The sequence below is a fragment of the Streptomyces sp. NPDC051218 genome (assembly GCF_044455475.1).
GTDB lineage: Bacteria > Actinomycetota > Actinomycetes > Streptomycetales > Streptomycetaceae > Streptomyces.
The window spans coordinates 251,762-273,609 of record NZ_JBITEU010000003.1 but is presented as its reverse complement, the minus strand read 5'-3'; the positions used below and the strand labels follow the sequence as shown (position 1 = coordinate 273,609).

Here is a 21,848-nt window from a genome sequence, read left to right as displayed (position 1 = left end):
ATGGAACAGACTGCGTTGCGTCCCAAGCCGATGCCCGGACAGGAATCGGGGCCGGGCGGCGAGTACGGCAGATTCGGCGCCGGGCGGAGGTTCGGCATCGGGCGAAAGGCCCGCGCCGGGCGGACACCCGGGGCGAGCCACAGAGGCGGCCCTGGCCCCGGGGCCGGGTCAGGCTCCAGCCCCGGGTCCGGGGCCGGTCCCAGATCCGGCCACCGTCCGCACGCCGCGCGGCGGCGCGGACGGCGGCTGGTCACCCTGCTCTTCGGGCTGCTCTTCTCGGCTGTCCTCGTGCTGACGGGGGTGGGTCTTGGCACCGTCAGCGCCACCGTCATAGGCATGAGCAAGCTCGCCGACATGCAGAAGCAGGCGCAGAAGCAGGCTCAGGGGCAGGCGCAGGGCGATGCCAAGGGCAAGGGCGCGCAGGCACCGCCGGGCGGCCCTGCGGTGCCCGGTGCCCCTGTCGCTCCGGGTACGGCGTCCAAGCCCGCCACCCCGCCGAAGCCGCCGCGGAAGGAGGCCGACAAGGCGGGGGAGCGGACCGCCGCGCGCCCCACGCTCGGCGTGGAGGCCGTCGACGCCCCCAAGGGCGCGGGGGCCCTGCTCGTCGGCGTGCACAGTCCGGGTCCGGGCTATACCGCCGGTCTCGTACGCGGTGACGTACTGCTCGCCCTCGGCAAAACCCGCGTCACCTCGGCCAAGGCCCTGGCGGCCGCGGTCGCCGCAGCCGCGCCGGGGAGGAACGTCACTGTGACCGTCCGCCACGCGAGCGGAGGGCGGCAGCTGCTGTCGGTGACGCCGGGCTTCGTGACATGAGGCGGCGTGCGGCGAGGTGGCGTGCTGCGAGGTGGCCCGCAGCGAGGCGGCGTGCGGCGAGGTGGCACGGCGTGACATGACGTGACGGGGGCCGCCGCAAATCGGCTCGCGCACGCGTCGGGGCAGGGGCAGGATCGGCACCACCGGTACCGCGCGGTACCGCCGTCCCGCCGAACCGCCGTGCACGCCGAAGCGAGCAGCCCTGGAGGCCCCCATGACCGGCACCCCCGCGACCGGCATAACCGGTACCCCCGCGCCCTTCACCGCCGACGACTACAAGGCCCGCATGGACCGCGCCGCGGCCGACGCGGCGGACGCGGGGCTCGCCGGACTGCTGGTCGCGCCCGGCCCCGACATGGTCTGGCTCACCGGCTACCGGCCGACCGCCGACACCGAGCGCCTCACCGTCCTCGTGCTCACCGCGGGTCAGGAGCCGGTGCTCGTCGTGCCCACCCTGGAGGCCCCGGACGCGGAACTGGCCGCGGGCGCGAGGGCGCTCTCCTTGCGGGACTGGACCGACGGCAAGGACCCCTATGCGGCGACCGCGCCGCTCCTGGACGTCGACGGCCGCTTCGGGATCAGTGACAACTCCTGGGCCATGCATCTCCTCGGCTTCCAGAAGGAGCTGCCGAACACCTCCTACGTGTCCCTCACCGAGGCCCTCCCCATGCTGCGCGCCGTCAAGGACGCCGCCGAGCTGGAGCGCCTCGCTGCCGCGGGCGCCGCCGCGGACTCCGCGTACGAAGAAATCAAGAAGGTCCCCTTCGCGGGCCGCAAGGAGACGGACATCGCCGCCGATCTCGCCGACCTGCTGCGGCGGTTCGGGCACTCCCAGGTCGACTTCACCGTCGTCGGCTCGGGACCGAACGGCGCCAACCCGCACCACGAGGCGAGCGCGCGCGTCATCGAACACGGCGACATGGTCGTCCTGGACTTCGGGGGCCTGCTGCACGGCTACGGCTCCGACACCTCGCGCACGGTGCACGTGGGCGAGCCGGGGGCCGAGGAGCAGCGCGTCCACGACATCGTGCGCGAGGCGCAGGAGGCGGGCTGCCGCGCGGTGCGGCCCGGCGCCGCCTGCCAGGACGTCGACAGGGCGGCGCGGGCGGTGATCGCCGATGCCGGGTACGGCGAGCAGTTCATCCACCGCACCGGGCACGGCATCGGCGTCACCACCCACGAGCCGCCCTACATGATCGAGGGCGAGGAACTGCCACTCGTGCCCGGCATGTGCTTCTCCGTGGAGCCCGGCATCTATCTGCCGGGCCGCTTCGGCGTGCGCATCGAGGACATAGTGACGGTCACCGACGACGGCGTACGGCGCCTCAACTCCACGCCGCGCGAGCTGGCGATCGTCAACTGACCGCCCCCCCGCAGGCCCGGTAATGCCTCAGGGCGTCGCGAGCACCGCGCACGACTCGGCCGGCAGCCGCAGCAGACCGTCCGCGCCGGGTGCGGTCACCGGCTCCCACGCCGCGAGCACCCGCGCGCCACGGCCGCCCAGCGGGATGTCGACCGTCTCCTTGCCGATGTTCACCGCGACCCGCAGATCACCGCGCTTGATCGCGAACCAGCGCTTCTGCTCGTCGTACGCGACCCGCAGCGCCGCCAGGTCGGGGTCGAGGAGGTCGCCGCGGGAGCGGCGCAGGGCGATCAGCTCGCGGTACCAGGCGAGCACGCGCGCGTGGGGGTCGGTCAGGGGCTCGGCCCAGTCGAGACAGGAACGGTCCCTGGTGGCCGGGTCCTGCGGATCCGGAATGTCTCCCTCGGCCCAGCCGTGCGCCGCGAACTCCCGCCGCCTGCCCCGGCGTACGGCATCGGCGAGTTCGGGATCGGTGTGGTCCGTGAAGAACTGCCAGGGCGTCGCGGCGCCCCACTCCTCGCCCATGAACAGCATGGGCGTGAACGGCCCGGTGAGGGTGAGCGCGGCGGCGCAGGCGAGCAGGCCGGGGGAGAGGGTGGCGGAGAGCCGGTCTCCTTGCGCGCGATTGCCGACCTGGTCGTGGGTCTGCGTATAGCCGAGGAAGCGGAACGCGGGAGTCCGGGCGCGGTCCACGGGGCGGCCGTGCCGGCGCCCCCGGAAGGTCGAGTAGGTGCCGTCGTGGAAGAAGCCGCCGGTCAGCGTCTTGGCGAGCGCGGCGAAGGGCGCGCGGGCGAAGTCTTCGTAGTAGCCGCTCGCCTCACCGGTGAGTGTGGTGTGCAGTGCGTGGTGGAAGTCGTCGTTCCACTGCGCGTGCAGGCCGAGACCGCCCTCCGCGCGCGGGGTGACGACGCGCGGATCGCCCTGGTCGGACTCGGCGATCAGTGAGAGCGGCCTGCCGAGCTCGCCGGCCAGCTCGTCCACGGCCGCCGAGAGCTCTTCCAGGAAGTGGCACGCGCGCGTGTCCCGCAGCGCGTGCACCGCGTCCAGACGCAGGCCGTCCAGGCGGTAGTCGCGCAGCCAGGCGAGCGCGCTGCCGGTCAAGTACGCGCGCACCTCGTCCGAGCCGGGGGCGTCGAGATTGACCGCGGCCCCCCAGGGAGTCTGGTGGGTCTCCGTGAAGTAGGGCCCGAAGGCGGGCAGATGGTTGCCCGAGGGGCCGAGGTGGTTGTGGACGACATCGAGGACGACCCCGAGGCCGTGCGCGTGCGCGGCGTCGACAAACCGTTTCAGCGCGTCGGGGCCGCCGTACGGCTCGTGCACGGCCCACAGGGAAACACCCTCGTACCCCCAGCCGTGCCGCCCCGGGAACGGGCAGAGCGGCATCAGCTCCACATGGGTGACGCCGAGCTCGGCGAGGTGGCCGAGCCGCCCCGCGGCCGAGTCGAGCGTGCCGTCCGGTGTGTACGTCCCCACGTGCAGCTCGTACAGGACCGCGTCCCGCACTCCGCGCCCCGCCCAGGGCGCGCGCCACGCGTACCGGTCGTGGTCGACGACGGCGCTGAGCCCGTCGGGGCCGTCCGGCTGGCGTCGCGAGCGGGGATCGGGCAGTACGGGCCCCTCGTCGAGCGAGAAGCCGTACCGCGCCCCGTCGGCGGCGTCCGCCCGCGCCGTCCACCACCCGGCCCGGCCGTCGGCCCGCTCCATCGCGCTCGTGGCGCCCTCGCACTGCAGCGCGACACGCTCGGCCCCGGGTGCCCACACCTCGAACTCCACCGACAGTTCCCCCTTGTCCGCCATCCGCTGTCGTCCGTCCGTCTGCTGCCGTACGTCATCTGTGGTGACGTACGTCCCATCGTGCTGCAGAAGTGATCGGTTCGCGGTCGTTCCGCGTTTTCTGGACACCCCGGCCGAGCTGACCGACAATCACCAGGGTGACGTCGTCCTTTGAGATCCACACGTACCCCGCGCGGCTTACCGACGCCGAGCGAGACAGGGCGCTGGAGGTGCTCAGGGAGGGCGCCGCCCTCGGCAAGCTGTCGCACGACACGTTCGTGCGGCGCATGGAGCTGGCGCTGGCGGCCCGTCAGCCCGACGAACTCGCTGCCCTCACCGCCGATCTGCGGACCGAAGGACGCCTGGCGCGGGCGGTGTTCGGCTCTGTCGGCGCGGTCTCCGGGTTCACGGTCCGGCTGCGCAGGGCCTGGCAGGCCGAGAAGCTGCCGAAGCTGCTGCTTCCGGTGCCGGCGAACCCGTATCCGCTGCGGATCGGCCGCGACCCGGCGAACGGCCTCAGGCTCAGCCACGAGACGGTCTCCAGGGTGCACGCCGAGCTGAGCAGGCAGGGCGGCATGTGGGTGCTGCGCGACCTCGGTTCGACCAACGGCACGTCGGTGAACGGCCGCAGGGTGATCGGCGCCGCCGTGGTGCAGGACGGCGATCAGGTCAGCTTCGGGAAGATGGGCTTCCGGCTCTCCGGTTCGTGAAGCGCGCTTTCGTGAAGCCCGCTTTCGTGAAGCCCGCTCAGGTCCCCACGCGCGCGTGGCGCGCCGCGGCGACCGTCGTCCGTGACTGGTGCTCGACCTGGTTCTCCAGTGGCACCCAGCGCGCCCTGAACCGCTCGGCGAACGCGTCGCTCCAGTGCAGGACGAGCCGTTCGAGGCGCGGCGCCGCAGGGTCCCCCGCCGCGTCGAGGACCCGCAGCAGCATCGCGGCGGCCCGCAGCGGAAGGCGGCGTCCGAAGGCGTCCACGCTGCCGATGTACGCCATCGACGTCCCCGCGGGCGGCAGCCGGGCCCAGTCGTCGGCGAGGCCAGGCACCAGGTCGAGCGCCCAGCGCGCGGCCCGCAGCAGCGGCCCCCGCGCCTCCGGGAGCCGTGGCAGCGCCTCGTCGAGAATGTCCTCGACCAGGCGCGCGTCCCGCCGCAGCCGCTGCGAGTAGCCGCGCAGCGCGAGCACCGGGGAGGGATGGACCGCCGCGTCGTCCACGAGGTCGCTGGCCCACATGGGGACCTCGACGATGGCCGTCAGGCCGCCGTACCGGTGGGCGTGGTGCCAGGTGGTGTGCCGGGCGTCCTCGGGAAGGCTCGGATAGGCGGCCGCCGAACCGGGACCCGGCAGCACATGGACCCCCGGCCCCGAGACCGGCCAGCCCGCCGCGTCCGAAGCCCCCGTCTCCACCGGTATGTGCAGCTCCGCGGCCGACTTGGCGAACGGCTCCGCCAGTCCCGGTATGTCCCGCGTCAACTGCACCCAGCTGCCGCCGAGATCGGTTCCGTGCAGCGACACCTGCAAGTAGGGCCGCAGTTCGTCGATGACGCCGGTCAGGACGCGGGTCTCGGGAGGCAGCCGGTCCGGCGGCAGCACGGAGGGGGACCACTCGGGCTGCTCGGGGCCCGCGGGGCGGAAGAAGTGCCGGTGGTAGTCGAAGAGGGAGCGCGGGGCAGGCGTGCGGTGGAGGTGCGCGCCGTCCGGGTCGGCGCACAGGAGGAAGTGCCAGGAGGTGTCGGCGCGCAGATCCTCGTCGCGCAGGGTCCACTCCGCGAGGTGCAGCAGTGTGGAGCCGCCGGTCGGTTCGTTCGCGTGGGCGCCCGCGACGACCAGGACGGCGCGCGGGGAGCTGCCGACGGACAGCAGGTGCAGAGGTCTTCCGGCGCGCGACGCGCCCACCTGGCGCAGGGAGCTGAGCTCGGGGCGATGAGCGGCCAACTCCCGGGCGGACAGCACGAGTTCGGCCACACTGGGATAGCGCTGCTCCGCCAGTTGACTCACCCCCGTCTTGTCCGCTGACGCAACCCGCAGTACGCCACGCGGTCGGGCACGTGTCAAGCGTGCGACCCAATGGATGTCACCCCACGTCGCCCTTGTCCGACAGCGTCACCCGAATGGGTGTATGGGAACTGCGTGAGCGGCCCTTCGGTGATGCTCTGAATCCGTGCCCCCGAGAACCGTGTCGTCGAGCTCGGCCCCTCGCGGGCACCCTTTGTCACCGTCCCCGCCGAGTCCGTCCTCAACCCCCGGACGGGCCGGCATCCCCAGCCTGCCGGCCCCCGGCAGCCTGCTGGCCCCGGGCGTGGAGCGTGATCCCTATCCGCTCTACCGCACGCTCCGCGAAGGGTTCCCCGTCGTCCGCGACGAGCTCCTCGGGGCCTGGCTCCTCAGCAGGTACGCGGATGTGCGGGCCGCGCTCGTCGCCACCCGGCCCGGTGCGGCGGGGCCCCGGCCGAGCCCGGCCCACCTCAGGCTCCTGGAGCCCGCGCTACGGTCCTCCGCCGAGCGCACCGCCTTCGTGCTCGCCCGGCGCATAGCCGGGCGGCGAGAGGTCGACCTCGTCGCCGAGTTCAGTGCCTGGCTCCCCGCGGCCGCCACCGTCGCCGCCCTCGGGCTGCCCTGGGAGGACGCCGCGCGCGTGCAGGAGTGGTGCCGTACGGGCCACCCGCAGTCCGACGCCTCCCACCCGGAGTTGGCCGCGCTGCTGCGCCCCCACGTCGAGCGGCGGCGTGCCCACCCCGGTGCCGATCTGCTCTCCGCGCTGTGCGGCGCCCGGGTGGACGGGCAGGCGCTCTCCGAGGCCACCGTCACCGGTCTCGCCGGGACGCTTCTCACCGGAGGCGGCGAGACCACCGCCCTCGCGCTGGCCTCCTTCCTCGCCAACCTCCTCGACCATCCCGCCCAGTTGGATCTCGTGCGCGCCCGCCCGGGGCTGATACCCGGCGCCTGGGCGGAGTCCCTGCGCCGCGACCCGCCTGCTCCCGTCGTACTGCGCCGCGCGACCGCGCCGATCACCCTGGGGGGCACCACGCTGCCCGCGGGAGCCGTCGTGGCCTGCCTCATCGGCTCCGCGGGCCGCGATCCGTTTCGCTTCGCCGACCCCGACCGCTACGACATCTTCCGCGCGGGACAGCACCTCTGCCCGGTCTCGCCCCTGGCCGGCCTGGTCGCCGAATGCGGCCTGCGGGCCCTGCTCGACGCCATGCCGGGCCTGCGCTGGGCGCCCGGCTTCAGACCCGCGCCCCGGGGCCTGATGGCGCGGGCGCCGCGCCTGCTACTCGTCCGCCCCTCCTGAGACCTGCTCCTGCCCTGCCGGGACCCGCTCCAGAAGCACCACCGGCAACTCCCCGAGGAGCTCCTCCACGCGCGCGTGCCCCGTGAACTCCCGCCCCGGGGTGAGCAGATCCGCCCACCGCCCCGGCGGAAGCCCCAGTTCCGTATCGCGCCAGCCGCCCGCTTCGGCCAGGCGCGAGGAGAGCCGGGTGACCGCCGCGATCACCTCTCCGGAGCGCGCGAAGGCCACACAGTGCGCCGCTCCAGGACCCCGCGCCGCCAACGGCTCGTACGTCGCAGCGCCGCCGAAGAGCTCCGGGCGCCGCCTGCGCAGCCGCAGCGCGGTCGCCGTGAGCGCCAGCTTCTCCTCGGAGAGGTCCCAGCGGTCACGGTGCTGCTCCAGGTACTCCAGGACGTGCGGCTGGAACCGCACGGGACGCCGGTTGTCCGGGTCCACCAGGGCCCGGTACTCGCCCTCGGTGCCCTGGTAGAGGTCGGGCACCCCGGGCATCGTCAGCTGGAGCAGCGCGGCGCCGAGGACGTTCGCCCGCACATGGGGCCGCAGGGCGCCCGCGAACTCCGCCACGGTGTAGAGCGGCGGCCCACAGGGGCCCGCCTCCACGAACGCCGTCACGGCCTTCTCGTACGCCTCGTTCGGCTCGGTCCAGCTCGTGTGCAGGCCCGCCTCGCGCACATGCTTCAGGAGGGCGTTCTGCAGCCGTTCGTCGTAGGGGAAACCGAAGCCGACGGCCGTCTGCCAGGCCGCCCAGGCGAGTTGGGGGTCCGGCGCGCTCGTGCCACCCACGCGCGCGGTCTGCTCGGTGACGTCGACCAGGAGGTCGGCCCACCGCTCCGGGCACTGCGTGAGGACGGCGATGCCCGCCCGTACGTCGGCGCTGCGCTTCGTGTCGTGCGTGGTCAGCACCGTCCCCCCGTAGGGCCAGTCGCGCTGCACGCGCGCGCAGTAGGCGTGGAAGGCCTCCGGGGAGAGCGCGGGGCGCTCGGGGGCGCCGCCCACCTCGGCCGCCGACAGGAGCGGCGCGTGCCGGTAGAACGCCGTGTCCTCGACGGCCTTGGCCCGCAGCGCCGACGAGGTCTGCGCGAACCGCGCCCGGAAGCCGTCGACCGCTGGCCCGGACCCAAGACGGCCCAGGGCCAGGTCCCGTACGACATCGACCGCCTCGGCCTCCTCCCGCACGGCGAAGGCCGCCTTCGCCTCCTCGGCGGCCCTCACCGTGAGCACCGAAGCCGGTTCGGCGCCCCCGGAGACGTAGGGCCGGTAGACGGGAAGCCGCACGAGCAGCTCCAGGAGCGCGGTGCGCAGCGCCCACGGGGCATGGTCGCGCAGCGCGGGGTCCGCGGCGCAGAGCGCGGTCGCCTCACGCGTGAGGCGGTCGGTCTCGGCGGCCAGCTCATGGGTGAGCACCTTGTACGCCGCGCGCCGCACCGTCGCGTCCCAGTCGCCGCCCCGGTCCACCGCCGGCGCCGCGAACCGCCGGTACTGGCCGAGGAGCTCGCCCGCCCCCGCCGGGTCCGTGAAGAGGCCGTCGAGGTGGCGCAGCGCGTCGTAGCCGGTGGTGCCCGCGACGGGCCACGCGGCCGGCAGCCGCTCCCCGTCGGCGAGGATCTTCTCGACGACCGTCCAGCGCCCGCGTGTGGCTTCGTGGAGCCGCTGAAGGTACGCCCCCGGCTCCGCGAGCCCGTCGGGATGGTCGATCCGCAGCCCCTCCACGACCCCCTCCCGCAGCAGTTCGAGGATCTTCGCGTGGGTCGCCTCGAACACTTCGGGGTCCTCGACGCGCACCCCGATGAGGTCCGAAATGGTGAAGAAGCGCCGGTAGTTGAGTTCCGTACGGGCAAGCCGCCACCATCCGAGCCGGTACCACTGGGCGTCGAGGAGCTGAGGCAGGGGCAGCTCAGCGGTGCCTTCGCGCAGGGGGAACGCGTGCTCGTGGTAGCGCAGCACGTCGCCGTCCACCCGCAGACGCTCCAGCTCGTCCCCGACCCCGCGGCCGAGCACCGGCAGCAGCACGCGCCCGTCGCCCGCGTCCCAGTCGATGTCGAACCACCGCGCGTACGGCGACGCGGGACCCTCCCGCAGGACCTCCCAGAGGGCGTGGTTGTGGCACGGCACCGCCGCCATGTGGTTCGGGACGATGTCCACGACGAGGCCGAGCCCGTGCGCCCGCGCGGTGCGCGAAAGGGACCGCAGCCCCTCCTCGCCGCCCAGCTCGTCGCGCACGCGCGCGTGGTCCACGACGTCATAGCCGTGCGTGGACCCCGGAACGGCCTCGAGGACCGGAGACAGGTGCAGGTGCGAGACCCCCAGCGATGCCAGGTACGGGACGGCCGCCTCGGCGGCTTCGAAGGGGAACTCCGGCTGGAGCTGCAACCGGTACGTGGCGGTGGGCGGCGGCGGAACCGCGGACTCTGGGCGCTCAGGCGTCATGCGAACGTACGTACCCGCCTGGCGGGCTTTCGTGCCATCGACTCATGCTTCTGGCCGTCAGAGTGTCGCTAGCTTCGGACGATGGCTGCAAAAGCACAGGTCGCACAGGACGGGCCGCGGGACGATCGAGACCACCCCGAGAACCGCGCGCACCGGGGCGCGCCCGGCCTCCTCGGCACCTACCGGGAAGTGATCGGGCACACCGGAGCGCTCCTTCCGGTGATCTCGTTCCTCGGCAGGCTCCCCGTGGCCATGATCCAGTTCGGCAGCGTGCTGCTGGTCACCGAGACCAGCGGATCGCTCGCCACGGGCGGCGTGGTCGCCTGCGCGCTGGCGCTCGGCCAGGTGACCATGGGCCCGCTCGTCGGCCGCCTCGCCGACCGGCGGGGCCAGCGCTCCGTCGTCCTCGCCTTCTCGCTGCTCAACGCCGTGGCCATCGCGGTGTACACCCTCGGCGCCCTCCTCGACCTGCCCACGCCCGTGCTCGTCGCCCTCGCGGTGCTCGCCGGCGCGAGCATCCCGGGCATCGGGCCGCTGGCCCGCGCACGAGCCGTCCCGCTGGTCCGCCGGGCGGGCGGAGACAGCCGTCAAGTCAACACCGTGCTGTCCCTGGAGAGCACGATGGACGAGCTCTCCTTCGTGCTCGGCCCCGCCTTCGTGGGCCTGGCCGCGGTGGCGGGCCACCCGGCCTACGCCTTCGGTGCCGCCGCGCTCCTGGTCGCCGTCTGCGGCTCCGGCTTCGCGCTGCACCCCACGGGCCGGACGGTACGGGCGACGCAGGAAGCGCCCCATGTGACGGGGGAGGCACCACGCGCGCGTGGCGACCGCGGCCGGCAGCGCCTGCCGCGCGCGGTCGTCGTCGTACGCGTCGGGCTCGTCTTCGTCGGCGTCCTGCTCGGAGCCTGTGGAGCGGGCATCACGGCCCTCACCGAGGAGTTGGGGCAGCCGGGCCAGGCGGGGCTCGTCTACGCCGCCATGGGCGTCATGAGCGCCGTCGTGGGGCTCTCCATGGCCGCGCTGCCCGAGCGCTTCGGCCTGTACGCGCGCTGGCGCGTGGCGACAGCCGCGGCGGCGCTGCTCTCGCTCCCGCTGGTGTGGACGGACAGCATGACGGGTCTGTACCTCGTGGTGACCGTCTTCGGCGCGATCTTCGCCCCGAACCTGATCACCGGCTTCGCGCTCACCGAGCGCTCCTGCCCGCCCCAGCGCCTCGCCGAGGGCATGACGTTCGCGGCGAGCGCGTTCGTCGGCGGCCAGGCGGTCACGCTCGCGGTGGCGGGCCGCCTGGCCGAGTCCTACGGCCCCGGAGCGGCGTTCGCGCTCGGCAGCGCGGCCGCCGCCGTCGCGTTCCTCGTCGCGCTCGTCGCCCGCCCCCCGGCGGAGGGCGGGCGGGAGGTCACGCGGGACGCCGCAGGACGGTGAGGCTGCGGTCGGTGAGCGTCAGGCGTTCACCGGCCCCCGCCTTCGGCCCCGTGTCCGTCGGCACGCCCGCCTCCAACGAGGTGTCCACGATCACCTCCCACTGACGGCCGTGATTGACCGGGACGACGAACTCCAGCGGCTGGTCCGACGCGTTGAACATCATCAGGAACGAGTCGTCGGTGATCCGCTCGCCGCGCGTCCCGGGCTCGGAGATGGCGTTGCCGTTCAGGAACACCGTCAGCGCCCGAGCCTGCGACGCGTCCCAGTCCTCCTGCGTCATCTCATCGCCCTCCGGCGTGAACCACGCGATGTCGGACAGCTCGTCGTGCGTGCCCTCGACCGGGCGGCCGTGGAAGAACCGCCTCCTGCGGAACACGGGGTGGTCGCGCCGCAGCCACGCCATCGCGCGCGTGAACTCCAGCTGGCTGCTCTCGCCCTGCGGCCAGCGCACCCAAGCGATCTCGTTGTCCTGGCAGTAGGCGTTGTTGTTGCCCCCTTGCGTCCGGGCGAACTCGTCGCCGTGGCTGAGCATCGGCACGCCCTGCGAGAGCATCAACGTCGCGATGAAGTTGCGCATCTGCCGCTCGCGCAGCTCCAGGACGTCCGGGTCCTCCGTATCGCCCTCCGCGCCGCAGTTCCACGAGCGGTTGTGGCTCTCGCCGTCCTGGTTGTCCTCGCCGTTGTCCTCGTTGTGCTTGTCGTTGTACGAGACGAGGTCGTGCAGCGTGAAACCGTCGTGGCAGGTGGTGAAGTTGATCGACGCCAAGGGGCGCCGCCCGTCGTCCTGGTAGAGGTCGGATGAGCCGGTGAGCCGGGACGCGAACTCCGCGAGCGTGCGCGGTTCGCCCCGCCACAGGTCGCGCACCGTGTCGCGGTACATGCCGTTCCACTCGGTCCACAACGGCGGGAAGTTGCCCACCTGATAGCCGCCCTCGCCGACGTCCCACGGCTCGGCGATCAGCTTCACCTGGCTCACCACGGGGTCCTGCTGCACGAGGTCGAAGAAGGACGACAGCCGGTCCACCTCGTGGAACTGGCGGGCGAGCGTCGCCGCGAGATCGAAGCGGAACCCGTCCACGTGCATGTCGGTGACCCAGTGCCGCAGCGAGTCCATGATCATTTGGAGTACGTGCGGCGACCGCATCAGGAGCGAGTTGCCGGTCCCCGTGGTGTCCATGTAGTAGCGGGGATCGTCGGTGAGGCGGTAGTACGAGGCGTTGTCGAGGCCCTTGTAGGAGAGCGTCGGGCCCAGGTGGTTGCCCTCGGCCGTGTGGTTGTAGACGACGTCGAGGATCACCTCGATGCCCGCCTCGTGCAGCGCCTTCACCGCCTGCTTGAACTCCAGGACCTGTTCGCCCCGGTCGCCCCAGGAGGCGTACGCGTTGTGGGGCGCGAAGAAGCCGATCGTGTTGTAGCCCCAGTAGTTGTTCAGGCCCATGTCGACCAGACGGTGATCGTTCACGAACTGGTGCACCGGCATCAGCTCCAGCGCCGTCACCCCCAGTTGCACGAGGTGATCGATGACCGCCGGATGCGCGAGCGCCGCGTACGACCCGCGCAACTCGTCGGGCAGGTCCGGGTGTTGCATGGTCAGGCCCTTCACGTGGGCCTCGTAGAGCACGGTCTCGTTGTACGGGGTGCGGGGCGGCCGGTCGTCGCCCCAGTCGAAGTAGGGATTGACCACCACCGACGTCATCATGTGCGGCGCCGAGTCCATGTCGTTGCGCTTGTCCGGGGCGCCGAAGCGGTAGCCGTACACCTCCTCGCCCCAGTCGATCCGGCCGCTGACCGCGCGCGCGTACGGGTCGAGAAGGAGCTTCGCCGAGTTGCAGCGGTGCCCCTGCGCGGGGTCGTAGGGACCGTGCACACGGAAGCCGTACCGCTGGCCCGGCATCACGCCGGGCAGGTACGCGTGGAGTACGAACGCGTCGGACTCACGCAGCTCGACGGCTGTCTCCGAGCCGTCGTCGTGCAACAAACAGAGCTCTATGCGGTCGGCGGCCTCGGAGAAGACCGCGAAGTTCGTACCGGCGCCGTCGTACGTGGCACCGAGTGGATACGCCTGCCCTGGCCACACCTGCATGCATATGACTCTTCCACTACCGCCCCCTCGGCTCGGGGTCACTTCGCTCAAGGTTCCCCGAAAGTAGGGCAACCACCCAGGAGTTGAGCCCGTCTAACCGATCGACCACATACTCGGTATGCCCATGAGTGGGACACCAGGGGAAGAAGGGGGAGGATGTGCGCGAACTAGTCAGACGCCATCTGGGGAAGGTAGTGGCGGGCACGGCGGTCGCTGTGGCCGCCACCGCCGTGATGGCAGGAATCACACTGCCGGGAACGGCCGGGGCGGGGGAGTCCCGAGGTCAGGACCGCAGTGCGGCCGCAGGAGCGGCGCAGCAGAACGCGATCCCGAAGGACGCGGTCGTCGAGGCCGCGCCCGAAGAGGGCGAAAAAGGCATCGGCAGCGACCCGTTGACCGACGACGAGATGAAGCGGGCCGAGACGATAGCCATGAAGGGCGACCTCCGCAGGTCCGCCCGTGACGTGGAGGGGGACCGCGGCCCCCAGCTCCTCGCGAACAATCTGAGCGAGGTGGCCCCGACCGAGGCCGTCGACCCCGAAAGGCCGCGCCGCGCGGACATCGTCTACTACGACTACAAGAACGACGCGCTGGTCACCAAGACCGTCAATCTCGCCACCGGCAAGGTGGAGAACACCGACACCTCGCACGGCGTCCAGCCGCCGCCGGCCAAGGACGAACTCCGTGAGGCCGCCGAGCTGTTGATCGCCGATCCGCTCGGCGCGGACCTCAAGAAGGACTACAAGGACGCGATGGGCAAGGAGCTCACCTCGCCCGGCCAGCTGACCCTCAGCGCCTTCGTCTTCCACAAGGAGACCGTCGAGAAACTACCGGCCCCGCTCGACAAATGCGGCGAACACCGGTGCCTCAGTGTCGTCAGCAAGGTCGTCAACGGCCCCTGGATCGACACCCGCGACCTCATCGTCGACCTGAGCGACCGCAAGGTCACCCGCCTCCGCTGAGCGGCACAGGCACCCGCTCGCACTCTTTCGCTTCCGCACAAGGGAGTCATCTCGCATGCACGTGAACAGACTTGGGCGCGCCCGCAAGCGCGCCTCCATCGGCCTTGCGGTCACCGCGCTCCTGGGCGCCGCCGTCGCCGCAGCAGGCCCGGCGGGCGCCACGCAGAACAGCGCCAAGGACGCCCCCGCTGCCGCCGCCCCGGCCTGCAGCGCCGACTACCGCATCGAGCAGACCGTCGACGGCGGCACCACCTGGCGCATGTGCTGGCACTACAACACCAACGCCGGTCTGGTCCTCGACAACATCTCGTACCAGCCGAAGAACGAGCCCAAGCCCATACCGGTCCTCACCAGCGCCCGTCTCGCACAGGTCCACGTGCCCTACGACGACGGCGAGAACGAGTACCAGGACATCACCGGCGCCTCCTTCGGCACGGACCTCCTGCCCCTGAAGCCCGCCGAGTGTCCCGGCGGCACCATCAAGACCGTCAAGGTCGGCAACTCCTCGCCCATCCCCGGCGGCAAGGTGAAGGGCCTGTGCACCACCACGCGCGCGCGTGGCCACGCCTACCGCATGACCCCGGACATCTACGAGAATCCGGAGAAGATCTACCAGGCGCAGGGCAAGGACCTGCTCGTCTACACCGTCAACCAGGCGTCCTGGTACGAGTACATCACCGAGTGGCGCTTCTCGTCGGACGGCACGATCACCTCGAACGTCGGCGCCACCGGCAGCCTCTCGCCCAGCGACTACAACGGCACCGACGGCCGCGGCTGGCCCATCGGCAAGGGCGCGAGCGACTACGCGGAGAGCCACAGCCACAACGTCTCCTGGCGCCTCAACTTCGGCCTCGACGGCTCCCCGAAGGCCAAGGTCGAGCAGTACGACTCCAAGGTGACGCCGCCCACCGGCAACGGCCAGCCGAAGACGAAGACCACCCGCACCCCCGTCACCAAGGAACTCATCGGTGACGTCAAGGGCATGCGCTGGTGGCGCGTGGTGAGCACGGCGGGCAAGAACGCAGACGGCCACCCCAGGTCGTACGAGATCGTGCCGGGCCGCTCCGTCAAGCACCCGGGGCGCGCCTACAGCAACCACGACGTGTACTTCACCGAGTACAAGAAGTGCGAGCAGTACACCAGCGACAACCTCTCGTCGAACTGTGGGCCCAAGAGCGTCGACAAATGGGTCAACGGCCAGACGCTCAAGCACCCGATCACCTGGGTCAACATCGGGTTCCACCACGTCGCACGCGACGAGGACCAGCAGCCCATGCCGGTCCACTGGCAGGGTTTCTCGATCGCCCCGCGTGACGTGACCGCTATGAATCCGCTCACTCCCGCCGACCTCGCCGGCCAGAACGGCAATCCAGAGGGCGGTAGTTGAGAAAGCTCCCTCTCCATCCTGCTGCACCGGCCGCCGCTCCCGGAGTACCCTTCCTTGATCGTTGAACGGGGGAGTGCTCGGGGGAGCGGAAGGGGTGCGCTGGGTGAGCTCGGGAGGGCGGGAACTGCCCCCTGGTGACGAGGGTCACGAGGGGGGTTCCGCGGACGGCCCGCCCGGAGCGGTGTCCCTGGCGCGGCCGATGGAGATGGGATCTCAGATCGGACCCGAACTGGACTGGGGCGCCGACGCCTGGCGCGAGGTGCGCACCCGCGCCCAGCGCGCCGGGCGGGCCTACATCTGGCTGAATCTCGTGGAACAGCGGCTGCGCGCGGTCGTGGCCGCTGTCCTGCGCCCCATCTACGAACCGGTCCACGCCGACGACTGGGTGGTCGCGGCCGCCGGGCCCGCCGGACAGGAGTGGGTGCAGCGGGCCGTCGCCGTACGCGAAGTGAGCCGCCGCAAGGGCTACTTGCTCGACCCGGCGGACGACAACGTCCTGAGCTTCCTCACGCTGCCCCAGCTGCGCGAGCTGATGGTGCAGCACTGGCCGTGCTTCGAGCCGTACTTCGACGACCGCAGGGACGTCGAACTCGCCCTCGACGAGCTGGAAGTGACCCGCAACGTCGTCTCGCGCAACCGCGCCCTGTCCACCGCCGTGCTCGACCAGGCGGAGCGCGCGTCGGCGAGGCTCCTGGACATACTCGGCACGGGCACCGACACCCCGTCCGCACGCCGGTTGCCCGTCGACGCCGTCGAGTCCCTGGTCGGCGACCGGTATGCCGACGTGGTGGGCGTCCACCCGGACCGGGTGCGGCTCCTGCGGCAGTTCCCCGCCGAGGACATGTTCGGCGGCGCCCGGCGCGTCGACGCGATCGGGATAGGCCTGAACCTCCTGGTCCAGAACTTCTCCGGACGCCGCCTCGTGCGGCTCGCCGAGTCCGGCTGCCGGGTGCGGCTGCTCTTCCTCAACCCGGCGAGCAGCGCGGTCAAGCGCAGGGAGCGTGAACTGGGCCTGAAGCGGGGCGAGCTGAGCCGCAGCGTCGAGATGAACATCCTGCACATGCGCCGGGTGCGGGCCCGGCTGCGTGACCCGGGCGCCTTCGAGATCCAGGTCTTCGACGAGACGCCGCGCTTCACCGCGTATCTGGTCGACGGGGACGGCGCCGACGGCATCGCGGTCGTCCAGTCGTATCTGCGCAGGACGCGCGGGATGGAGGCGCCGGTGCTCGTGCTGCGCGGCGGCCGCCGGGTGGTGAAGGCGGACGAGCCGGACGAGAACGGACTCTTCGCGACGTACCGGGAGGAGTTCGAGCTGGCCTGGGCGGACTCGCGGCCGGTGTCCTGAGCCCGGTCTCCCGCGCCGCCGGCCCGGTCTCCCGCGCCGCTCCGGCCGGCAAGCGGAACGCGGACCTCGGATTGTCAGTGGTGCGTGGGATCGTGGTGGTCAATGGGGGAAAGCACCACAGAGAAGGGGGGCGGCCATGGGCTGGCACCGGGAGCTGCTGATCGGTTTCGACCTGGAGACCACCGGGACGGACCCGCACGAGGCACGCATCGTCACGGGCGCGGTGATCGAGGTCAGGGCTGGCGAGACGCTGGGCCGCAAGGAGTGGCTCGCCGACCCGGGGGTCGAGATCCCGGCGGATGCCGAGGCGGTGCACGGCATCTCGACCGAGCGGGCGGCGGCGGACGGCAGACCGGCCGCGGAGGTCGCCGACGCGATAGCGGCGGTCCTCGTGTCGTACTGGCAGACGGGCGTCCCGGTCGTCGCGTACAACGCCACCTTCGACCTGACCCTGCTCGCCGCGGAGTTGCGCAGGCACGGCCTGCCGTCCCTGCGTGAGCGGCTGGGCGGCGCGGAACCGGCCCCGGTCATCGATCCGTACGCGATCGACCGCTCCGTCGAGCGGTATCGCAAGGGCAAGCGGAACCTCGAAGCGGTCTGCACCGAGTACGGCGTGCTCCTGGAGTCGGCGCACGACGCCACGTCGGACGCCCTGGCCGCGGCCCGCCTGGCCGGCGCGATAGCCGAGCGTCACCCCAAGCTGGCCGCTTTCGGCCCGGCGGAGCTGCACCGTCGCCAGGTCGAGTGGTATGCGCAGTGGGCGGCGGACTTCCAGAAGTTCCTCAGGAAGAAGGGCGAGACGGACGCGGTGGTGGACGGGACGTGGCCGCTGCGCGAGGAGTTCAGCGCGTCCGGCGTCTGACGTCTCAGAACGGATACCACCGCACGGTCGCATCCCCGTCCCGCAGCGACGCCACCCGGCGGCGGAACTCGGCCAGGGCCTTCGGATTGGTGGGGGCATGCTGTGCGACCCATGCGCAGCTGGCCGTCTCCCGGGCGCCGCGGAGCACCGCGCACCCCTCCCACTCCCGCACATCCCACCCGTACTCATCGACGAACCCGTCGTACGCGTCGGTCGGCAACCCGTAGCGGTCCCGGGAAAGCGCCATGACGACCAGATCGTGCTCGCGCAGATCGGAGGAGAACGTCTCGAGGTCCACGAGAACCGGCCCGTCCGCGCCCACCAGGACGTTCCGCGGCAGGGCGTCACCGTGAATGGCCCCGGGCGCGAGCCGCGGCGAGAGCGCCGACGCCGCCGCCTCGAACCCGTCCCTGCGCTCGCGCAGGTAGTCCGCGTCCTCGACGTCGACCGCGTCGCCCGCGAGCCGCAGCCACCGCTCGACCCCGCCGAGGAGCTCGCGCCGTGGCAGCTCGAACCCGGGGGCGGGCAGCGCGTGCACGCGCCGCAGCAGTGCGGCGAGGTCGCGCGGCTCAGCGGGCCGCACGGCCTCCGGCAGCCGGTGCCACACCGTCACCGGATGCCCGTCCACCAGGCGGGGTTCGTCCTCGGCGGCCCGCACCGCGGGCACCCCCGACTCCTCGAGCCAGCGCGCGACCCGCAACTCCCGCCGTGCACGGTCGAGGAGCTCGGGCGCCGCACGCCCGACCTTGACCACCGACCCGCCGGAGCCGAACACCGCGTTCTCGCCGAGCGCGAGCAGCGCCGCGTCCCGACCGAGACCCGCGGCGTCCAGTACGTCCCGTGCCCGCGCCTCGTCCATCCGTTGCCTCCCGCACCCTTCGTTCCGTTCGCTGCGTTCGCCGGCACAGTCTCCCATTCGCACTGGCCAAGCGGCTGTGAGGCCTGCGTAGCTGCTTGACGTATCAAGATCCCATCAGCACGATGACGGGGGCCGCCTGGGCGGCCAAACCTCGATGAGCCGCCCAAAGGAGCCGATTCCGTGACATTGGCGACCGCGCAGAAGCGGTCAGCGAGAGGCGCGTCCGCCCGCAGAGGTGCGGACCACGGCGCCTGGTTCCTGGTCCTGCCCGCGCTGATCCCGATCCTGATCCTGAGCGTGGGCCCTCTTCTCTACGGCATCACGCTCGCGTTCACCGACTCCCAGTCGGGCCGCACCGAACCCACCGAGTGGATCGGCCTCCTCAACTTCCAGGACCTGTGGCACGACACCCTGTTCTGGGACTCGTTCCGCATCGGCCTGCTGTGGGCGGTCGGTGTGACCGTGCCGCAGTTCCTCCTGGCCCTCGGCCTGGCCCTGCTGCTCAACCAGAATCTGCGCTTCCGCTGGCTGGCGCGCTCGCTCGCGATCATCCCCTGGGCGATGCCCGAAGTGGTCGTCGGCATCATGTGGCGCCTGGTCTACAACCCCGACGCGGGTGTCCTGAACGAGACCCTGAGCAGCCTCGGCCTCGGGGACGGCCGCGACTGGCTCACGGGCCTCGGCACCGCACTGCCCGCCGTGATCGTCGTGGGCATCTGGGCAGGCATGCCGCAGACCACCGTCGCGCTGCTCGCAGGCCTCCAGAACACCCCGCGCGAACTGCACGAGGCGGCCGAGATGGACGGCGCCGGAGCCTGGCGCCGCTTCCGCACGGTCACCTGGCCGGCGCTGAAGCCGGTCGCCCTCGCCATCACGGCGCTCAACTTCATCTGGAACTTCAACTCCTTCGCCCTCGTCTACGTCCTGACGAACGGCGGCCCCGGCGGCCGCACCCGCCTCCCCATGCTCTTCGCCTACGAAGAGGCTTTCCGCTACGGCCAGTTCGGCTATGCCGCGGCGATGGGCTGCGTGATGGTCGCGGTGATCTCGGTGATCCTCGCCTTCTACCTCGTGGGCCGACTGAAGGGAGGCGACGAGAAGTGAGCACCACACGCACCAGCAAACCCGCGCGCGCCGGGCAGTACCTCGCGCTCCTCGGCTACCTCGTCTTCTTGGCCTTCCCCTTCCTCTGGCTGATCTCCACGGCCTTCAAGCCGCCGCGCGAGCTGGCCAGCCTGCACCCCACCTGGATTCCCAAGGACCCGACCCTCGCCAACTTCCGGCAGGCGTTCGACGAGCAGCCGCTCCTGCGTGCCGCGGGCAACTCCCTGATCGCGGCCGTCTGCGCGGCACTCATCGCGGTCGCCATCGCGACACCCATGGCGTACGTCATGGCGCGCCACCGCACGTTTCTCGCGCGGGCGGCCACCGGCTGGGTCGTGGTCAGCCAGGCGTTCCCCTTCGTCCTGGTGATCATCCCGCTCTTCCTCGTCCTGAAGAACCTCGGCCAGATCAACTCGCTGCCGGGTCTGATCATGGTCTACGTGGTGTGGGCGCTGCCCTTCGCGCTGTGGATGCTGGTGGGCTATGTGCGCGCCGTACCCACGGAGTTGGAGGAGGCCGCGGCCGTCGACGGCGCGGGCAAGCTGCGTACGCTCGTCTCGATCACCGCGCCGCTGCTCGCGCCCGGCATCGTGGCCACGATCCTCTTCGCCTTCATCACCGCGTGGAACGAATTCTTCTTCGCGCTCGTCCTGCTCAAGACCCCGGAGAAACAGACGTTGCCGGTCGTCCTCACGCACTTCATCGGCGCGGAGGGTGCTGCCGACCTCGGCCCGCTCGCCGCTGCCGCGTTCCTCGCCACGCTCCCCTCGCTCGTCATCTTCGCGATCATCCAGAAGCGGATCACGGGCGGCATGCTCACCGGGGCGGTGAAGAGCTGATGCGCGCACGCCTCACCACCGCGGTGACCGCGGCCCTCGTGCTGCTGCTCGCCGGATGCAGCGGTGACTCCAACAGCTCCGACGACGGCAGGGTCACCCTCCGCTTCCAGTCGCTGGCCTGGCAGAAGGAGTCGGTCGACGCCAACAAGGAACTGGTCGAGGAGTGGAACGCGAGCCACCCGGACGTCAAGGTCGAGTACGTCCAGGGCAGTTGGGACAGTGCCCACGACCAGCTCCTCACCTCCTTCGAGGGCGGCGAGGCGCCGGACATCATCCATGACGCGTCGGACGACCTCGCCGACTTCGCGTACGGCGGGTATCTCGCGGACCTCGGCGAACTGCTCCCCGACCGGCTCAAGTCCGACATTCCCGAGCGCAGTTGGCAGACGACGACGTTCGGTGACGGTGTCTACGGCGTGCCGTTCCTCCAGGAGCCCCGCGTCCTGATCGCCAACGCGAAGTGGCTGAAGGAGTCGGGCGTACGCATCCCGACCCCCGAGAAGCCCTGGTCCTGGGACGAGTTCCGCTCGGTCACCAAGGAACTGAGCGATGGCAAGGGCAAGTACGGCGTGGCCTGGCCGCTCAAGGAGCCGGTGTCCGCGACGCTCAACCTCTCGCTCTCCACCGGCGGCCGGATGTTCCACCGCGGCGAGGACGCCAAGGTCGACATCCGCTTCGACAAGGCCGACGAGATCATGCCCCGTACGGTCCACGACCAGGTCAACACCGACAAGAGCGCATCCAGCACCACCCTGGGCATGGGCGGCTCGGACACGCTGCCGGGATTCTTCGGCGGCAAGTACGCGATGGTCCCGCTCGGCTTCTCCTACCGCCAGCAGATCGTCCAGCAGGCACCCAAGGGCTTCGACTGGCAGGTGCTTCCCGCCCCGGCGGGAGCGGAGGGGCTCGCGCAGGGCGTCAGTCCGCAGACGCTTTCGGTCTCCGAGGACACCGAACACAAGAAGGAGGCGGTCGAGTTCATCGACTTCCTCCTTCAGCCCGAGAACATGGTGCGCCTCGCGCAGGGCGACTGGATGCTCCCCACGGGTACGGAGGCCTTGAAGGACCCGGCCCTGCGCACCGAGAAGAACGACTGGGCGGTGGGCACGGCCCTGGCGAAGGATCTCCGCTCGGCCCCCGCGCAGTCGGTGCGCGGCTACGCGGAGTGGAAGGACAAGGTGGCGACCCCGGTCCTGCAGGAGTACTACAGCGGAGCCATTGACCTGGACGAGCTGAGACACCGGCTGGTCGAGGACGGGAATCTGGTCCTCGCGCGGTATCAGCGGTAGGCGCGGTTCCCCGCGCCCCTTCGGGGGCGCG

The 21,848-nt window shown here is 71.6% G+C and carries 17 protein-coding genes; 12 read left to right on the top strand and 5 right to left on the bottom strand.

Annotated elements, in window-relative coordinates; genetic code table 11:
* Positions 1–336: 336 nt before the first annotated feature.
* Both ACIBCK_RS12265 and ACIBCK_RS12260 read left to right on the top strand, forming a co-directional pair.
* Complete coding sequence (locus ACIBCK_RS12265; RefSeq protein ID WP_399389342.1) at positions 337–813, top strand: PDZ domain-containing protein; 477 nt, start codon at positions 337–339, stop codon at positions 811–813.
* Positions 814–1,027: 214 nt separating this feature from the next.
* Positions 1,028–2,176, top strand: coding sequence for a M24 family metallopeptidase (locus ACIBCK_RS12260; RefSeq protein WP_399389341.1), 1,149 nt, complete (start codon positions 1,028–1,030; stop codon positions 2,174–2,176).
* A 27-nt stretch (positions 2,177–2,203) separates the two neighbouring features.
* Here ACIBCK_RS12260 and treZ read toward each other — a convergent pair whose 3' ends face one another.
* A complete protein-coding gene (gene treZ / locus ACIBCK_RS12255; RefSeq protein WP_399389774.1) occupies positions 2,204–3,949 on the bottom strand; it encodes a malto-oligosyltrehalose trehalohydrolase in 1,746 nt (581 codons plus the stop codon).
* Between the two features lie 158 nt (positions 3,950–4,107).
* On the opposite strand from treZ, the gene ACIBCK_RS12250 reads away from it, so the two are divergent.
* Positions 4,108–4,659 (top strand): FHA domain-containing protein, encoded by a 552-nt coding sequence (locus tag ACIBCK_RS12250; protein ID WP_399389340.1) that lies wholly within the window; start codon positions 4,108–4,110, stop codon positions 4,657–4,659.
* A gap of 37 nt (positions 4,660–4,696) precedes the next feature.
* On the opposite strand, the gene ACIBCK_RS12245 is transcribed toward ACIBCK_RS12250, so the two are convergent.
* Entirely contained in the window at positions 4,697–5,944 is a 1,248-nt protein-coding gene (locus ACIBCK_RS12245; protein WP_399389338.1) for a M14 family zinc carboxypeptidase, read from the bottom strand.
* A gap of 301 nt (positions 5,945–6,245) precedes the next feature.
* On the opposite strand from ACIBCK_RS12245, the gene ACIBCK_RS12240 reads away from it, so the two are divergent.
* Complete coding sequence (locus ACIBCK_RS12240) at positions 6,246–7,238, top strand: cytochrome P450 (protein ID WP_399389336.1); 993 nt, start codon at positions 6,246–6,248, stop codon at positions 7,236–7,238.
* On the opposite strand, the gene treY is transcribed toward ACIBCK_RS12240, so the two are convergent.
* Positions 7,218–9,665: a malto-oligosyltrehalose synthase gene (gene treY / locus ACIBCK_RS12235; RefSeq protein WP_399389334.1), complete on the bottom strand. Its 2,448-nt coding sequence runs from the start codon at positions 9,663–9,665 to the stop codon at positions 7,218–7,220. The two genes, ACIBCK_RS12240 and treY, sit on opposite strands and share 21 nt — an antisense overlap.
* 81 nt (positions 9,666–9,746) lie before the next feature.
* Here treY and ACIBCK_RS12230 point away from each other — a divergent pair, with 81 nt between their 5' ends.
* The gene (locus tag ACIBCK_RS12230) at positions 9,747–11,087 is read left to right on the top strand and encodes an MFS transporter (protein WP_399389332.1); all 1,341 of its coding nucleotides are present in this window, start codon (positions 9,747–9,749) and stop codon (positions 11,085–11,087) included.
* Here ACIBCK_RS12230 and glgX read toward each other — a convergent pair.
* Complete coding sequence (gene glgX / locus ACIBCK_RS12225) at positions 11,062–13,170, bottom strand: glycogen debranching protein GlgX (RefSeq protein WP_399389330.1); 2,109 nt, start codon at positions 13,168–13,170, stop codon at positions 11,062–11,064. The two genes, ACIBCK_RS12230 and glgX, sit on opposite strands and share 26 nt — an antisense overlap.
* Before the next feature lie 158 nt (positions 13,171–13,328).
* Between glgX and ACIBCK_RS12220 the strand changes: the two genes are divergently transcribed.
* The 4 genes from ACIBCK_RS12220 (at position 13,329) to ACIBCK_RS12205 (ending at position 17,726) form a co-directional block, all read left to right on the top strand.
* Entirely contained in the window at positions 13,329–14,132 is an 804-nt protein-coding gene (locus tag ACIBCK_RS12220; RefSeq protein WP_399389328.1) for a Tat pathway signal sequence domain protein, read from the top strand.
* A 55-nt stretch (positions 14,133–14,187) separates the two neighbouring features.
* Positions 14,188–15,519, top strand: coding sequence for a copper amine oxidase (locus ACIBCK_RS12215; protein WP_399389325.1), 1,332 nt, complete (start codon positions 14,188–14,190; stop codon positions 15,517–15,519).
* Between the two features lie 103 nt (positions 15,520–15,622).
* Complete coding sequence (locus tag ACIBCK_RS12210) at positions 15,623–16,864, top strand: SAV2148 family HEPN domain-containing protein (protein ID WP_399389323.1); 1,242 nt, start codon at positions 15,623–15,625, stop codon at positions 16,862–16,864.
* Between the two features lie 136 nt (positions 16,865–17,000).
* A complete protein-coding gene (locus ACIBCK_RS12205; protein ID WP_399389321.1) occupies positions 17,001–17,726 on the top strand; it encodes a 3'-5' exonuclease in 726 nt (241 codons plus the stop codon).
* A gap of 4 nt (positions 17,727–17,730) precedes the next feature.
* Here ACIBCK_RS12205 and ACIBCK_RS12200 read toward each other — a convergent pair whose 3' ends face one another.
* The gene (locus tag ACIBCK_RS12200; protein WP_399389319.1) at positions 17,731–18,585 is read right to left on the bottom strand and encodes a phosphotransferase enzyme family protein; all 855 of its coding nucleotides are present in this window, start codon (positions 18,583–18,585) and stop codon (positions 17,731–17,733) included.
* Positions 18,586–18,765: 180 nt separating this feature from the next.
* Between ACIBCK_RS12200 and ACIBCK_RS12195 the strand changes: the two genes are divergently transcribed.
* From ACIBCK_RS12195 to ACIBCK_RS12185, 3 genes are read left to right on the top strand one after another with little or no spacing between them, the layout of a single operon-like run.
* Entirely contained in the window at positions 18,766–19,689 is a 924-nt protein-coding gene (locus tag ACIBCK_RS12195) for a carbohydrate ABC transporter permease (RefSeq protein WP_399389317.1), read from the top strand.
* Entirely contained in the window at positions 19,686–20,528 is an 843-nt protein-coding gene (locus ACIBCK_RS12190) for a carbohydrate ABC transporter permease (protein ID WP_367045878.1), read from the top strand. The genes ACIBCK_RS12195 and ACIBCK_RS12190 overlap by 4 nt, the downstream gene beginning before the upstream one ends.
* The gene (locus ACIBCK_RS12185) at positions 20,528–21,817 is read left to right on the top strand and encodes an ABC transporter substrate-binding protein (protein ID WP_399389314.1); all 1,290 of its coding nucleotides are present in this window, start codon (positions 20,528–20,530) and stop codon (positions 21,815–21,817) included. Before ACIBCK_RS12190 ends, ACIBCK_RS12185 begins: the two co-directional genes overlap by 1 nt.
* The last annotated feature ends 31 nt before the right edge of the window (positions 21,818–21,848 follow it).